The sequence below is a fragment of the Acetobacter sp. AN02 genome (assembly GCF_029759835.1).
Classification (GTDB): Bacteria; Pseudomonadota; Alphaproteobacteria; order Acetobacterales; family Acetobacteraceae; genus Acetobacter.
The window spans coordinates 1-3,069 of sequence record NZ_JAJJND010000154.1; the positions used below are offsets into that span (position 1 = coordinate 1).

3 protein-coding genes are annotated in these 3,069 nt (G+C 55.0%); 1 reads left to right on the forward strand and 2 read right to left on the reverse strand.

The features are described 5' to 3' along the window. Window positions 1–251: 251 nt before the first annotated feature. Both LOC54_RS11890 and LOC54_RS11895 read right to left on the reverse strand, forming a co-directional pair. Window positions 252–1,517: an AGE family epimerase/isomerase gene (locus tag LOC54_RS11890; protein ID WP_279314002.1), complete on the reverse strand. Its 1,266-nt coding sequence runs from the start codon at window positions 1,515–1,517 to the stop codon at window positions 252–254. Then, the gene (locus LOC54_RS11895; protein ID WP_279314003.1) at window positions 1,510–2,370 is read right to left on the reverse strand and encodes an SDR family oxidoreductase; all 861 of its coding nucleotides are present in this window, start codon (window positions 2,368–2,370) and stop codon (window positions 1,510–1,512) included. Before LOC54_RS11895 ends, LOC54_RS11890 begins: the two co-directional genes overlap by 8 nt. Window positions 2,371–2,724: 354 nt before the next feature. On the opposite strand from LOC54_RS11895, the gene LOC54_RS11900 reads away from it, so the two are divergent. Continuing rightward, window positions 2,725–2,940, forward strand: a complete 216-nt coding sequence (locus LOC54_RS11900; RefSeq protein WP_279314004.1) for a transposase — start codon at window positions 2,725–2,727, stop codon at window positions 2,938–2,940. The last annotated feature ends 129 nt before the right edge of the window (window positions 2,941–3,069 follow it).

The window sequence follows — 3,069 nt, forward strand, 5'->3', positions numbered from 1 at the left end:
ACAGAGGGCTGCCCATACAGAATGCCTCCTTCTCAGAATGATCAGCATCCTGTGAATCACATTTTTAGCCCAATGGGCACCCCGTGAGTCTGATCAAGAAACGGTTGGTATTAACTGACGACACGCCGTAAGAGTACGCCGCCTGATGGCTGCCGAAATAGCCTGACGGTAAATGCCCGGAGAGTGCCATGCACTTTGGATGAGCAGGTTTCCGTTTATGTGAATTGCAAAGATCGTGCTCCTGATAAGCGTCAGAAAAGATCCCTGACGGCTGTTGCGAAGGAAGGAGACAGAGGAAGCAGCGGGGTCAGTGTGGACTGCCAGGCATGATACAGATCGGCCTTCCCTTTATAGACCACTTCTGAAGGCTGGTTAGTCGCATCAAGTTCCTGGATCCATCCGCCGTTTCTGCGATCTATCATGTGGAGATCGATATAGTCCCAGATTCTGCGATACCAGGTTTCGTATGAGCTGTGACCAGTACGTTTGAGCAGGGCTGCTGCCGCAGTGAGAGCCTCGGCCTGGCACCAGTGCGGCCGGTTTTCGACCAGCGGGTTTGTATCATTATCCACGGTATAGAGCATGCCGCCCTGTCCGTTACGGCTCCATCCTGCATCCGTACCGCTTTTGAAGAGAGCGGTTCCGGCCGGGAGAAGCCACTCCGGGGCGCTCCCATTCCGGCGCAGGAGAGCGGCTTCGAGCTTGAGCATCAGATGCGCCCATTCGACGTAATGTCCCGGCGTCATGCCCGCAGGGCGGAGATCGTCCGTCGGTCTGTCCTTGTGATAATCCGGAAGATATGTCCAGTTGCGATCGAAATGTTCACGGACATTCCAGTCTGACTCCCTCGCCAGTCCGAGAATAAACTGCTCTGCGACACGCAGGGCGCGCTGATACCAGGCAGCGTTACCCGTGACATCTCCGAGAGCCATGCAGGCTTCGATGGAGTGCATGTTGGAGTTTGCGCCGCGATAGTTCTCTTCATCTGACCAGTCTTCGGCAAAGCTTTCCAGAAACACGCCTTCTTTTTCTGACCAGAAATGCTTTTCCCAGGTTGCTGCTGCTGTTTTCAGAAGCCCGTCTGCTCCGGGAATTTTTGCGACGGTTGCGGATGAGGCTGCGAGGGAGACGAAGGCATGCAGGTAGTTCTGCTTGCGCTTTTGTTTTCCAGAGGGTTTTCCGTCAGTCAGTCCGCCGTACCATCCCCCGTGCGTTGAGTCGTGCAGTGATCCGAGCAGCGATTTGACACCGTGTACGGCGAGCGGGGCGCATCCGGGCAGGCCTCGCATGGAGGCGATGGCAAAGACATGCGTCATGCGTGCTGTCAGCGTCGTGTCAGGCTGTGCGTCCGGTTCAAGATTTCCGTGCATATCCAGAGCGGAAAAACCCTCAGAAACGCGTGAGTTTTTCGAGAAATCCAGAAGTCTCAGGCCCTGATGATTCAGCCAGGCGCGATGAGGTGTCGCGCGCAGCCAGCTGGAGGTCGGGACCATCAGGGAGGGCAGCATCTCAGCCATTGATGATTTTCCCGCCGTTTACGTGCAGTGTCTGGCCCGTCATGAAGCTGGAGTCCTGTGAGGCGAGATAGACATAGGCCGGGCCGAGCTCGGAGGGCTCGCCACAGCGCTTCATGGGGACGTCTTTCCCCAGATCGGCAACAGCCTGGGGATCGACCACGCCCCAGCTTGCGGGCTGCAGAGGCGTCCAGACGGGGCCGGGAGCCACGGCGTTGACGCGGATACCTTTATCGGCAAGCTGCAGCGCGAGAGCACGTGTGAACCCCATTTCCGCGGCTTTGGTCGTGCTGTAGGCGACCAGCGCATCATTGCCTGAAAAGGCATTGATAGAGGAGGTGCAGATAATGGAAGCACCCTGTTTCAGATGGGGCAGAGCGGCGCGCGCGATGTAGAAATATCCGTTGATGTTCACGTCCATGTGGTGCTGCCACACCTCATCCGTGATGTCCGTCAGGTCGAAGCTGACATATTGCACGCCAGCGTTGTTCACCACGATATCGAGGCCGCCAAGTGTTTCAACAGTGCGGCTGACGGCGTCATTGCAGAATGCACTGGATCTGACATCTCCGATCAGAGAGAGGCCCTTGCGCCCCTCGGCCTCGATCAGGCGGATGGTTTCGCGTGCGTCTTCCTCTTCCTCAATGCAGATAATGGCAACGTCAGCACCTTCGCGTGCAAAATGCACGGCAGCAGCACGGCCGATACCGCTGTCTCCGCCCGTGATAAGTGCTTTCTTTCCCTCAAGCTTTCCGCTTCCGCGATAGTCAGGGCGGATATGGACCGCAAGCGGCTTCATTTTCTTCTCGACACCTGGCTGGTGGTCCTGTGACTGCGGCGGAATGGTAAGAGACATGCTTCTGTGCTCCTCGGGCTGTCGTGGACATCTTTGACTGTCAGCGAATGAGCCGGAGGGGAGTTCCATGATTGGGGGATGCGGACAGGCATCGGACCATGCGGGCGGGGCTGGGAGTGCACAGGGTCTTTTCCGGAAGATTTATGTCTTTATTTGATTTTTCCGTGCCGTATCATGTCGATGATGATTGAGATTTTTTTGATGAAAAACTGTTTATCTGCCTCAGTGATATGGCGGCTGTGTTCCTGTCGCGTATGCGGTTTTTGTGCGGACCGGCTAGAGGGTGTTATGCACTTTGCGTAAGTATTGCAGAACAGATGAAAGAATAATTCACGTAAATCATATCTATCTGATATCAACGAAGAAGAGTGGTCTCTGATTGTTCCTTATCTTCTTCTTATGAAGAGAGATGCTGAGCAACGCCATCATGAGCTGCGGGAGCTGCTCAACTGTCTTCGTTATGTGATCCGTTACGGTATTGCGTGGCGGGCGATGCCGAACGATTTTCCTTCGCAGGCTGCGGTTTACCAGCAATCTCGGCGCTGGATGAAAGCGGGATACACACCATAGCCTTCGCAAATTTCATGCTGAAAAATGTAGCCAGACTGCTCACGCAAAGTGCATAATACCAACCGTTTCTTGATCAGACTCACGGGGTACCCATTGGGCTAAAAATGTGATTCACAGGATGCTGATCAT

What these genes read in the sequence shown, in the direction of transcription:
- LOC54_RS11890 (WP_279314002.1), bottom strand. Translation starts at nt 1,517, where the DNA reads ATGGCTGAGATGCTGCCCTCCCTGATGGTCCCGACCTCCAGCTGGCTG.
- LOC54_RS11895 (WP_279314003.1), bottom strand. Translation starts at nt 2,370, where the DNA reads ATGTCTCTTACCATTCCGCCGCAGTCACAGGACCACCAGCCAGGTGTC.